The organism is Photobacterium sp. R1 (assembly GCF_054600795.1).
The window spans coordinates 1-261 of the sequence record NZ_BAAHZP010000667.1; the positions used below are offsets into that span (position 1 = coordinate 1).

Genomic DNA, 261 nt, shown 5'->3' on the forward strand with positions numbered 1-261 from the left:
CGCATTAACATAGCAAAAAAATGCCATTTTATTGCCTACTTCCTTAATCAAAGGTTAAACCAGTGCAAAAAAAAGGAGCCATACAGCTCCTTTTTATTTCAAATTATTTCAACAGATAGCACTTCAGGCGTGTTACGCATCCATTTCAGCAATTTTGACTTTCCAGATGTCAGGGCCGGTCTGATGCGCATTCACACCGTCTGAGTCGACGGCTACTGTGACAGGCATATCCTGCACTTCAAATTCATAGATAGCTTCCAT

At 41.0% G+C, this 261-nt stretch carries 1 protein-coding gene; it reads right to left on the reverse strand.

All coding sequences use genetic code 11. From position 1 onward, the window contains the following. Positions 1-132: 132 nt before the first annotated feature. On the reverse strand, positions 133-261 hold a 129-nt coding region (locus ACYP03_RS26750), incomplete at its 5' end, for a fumarate hydratase C-terminal domain-containing protein (protein WP_459782771.1).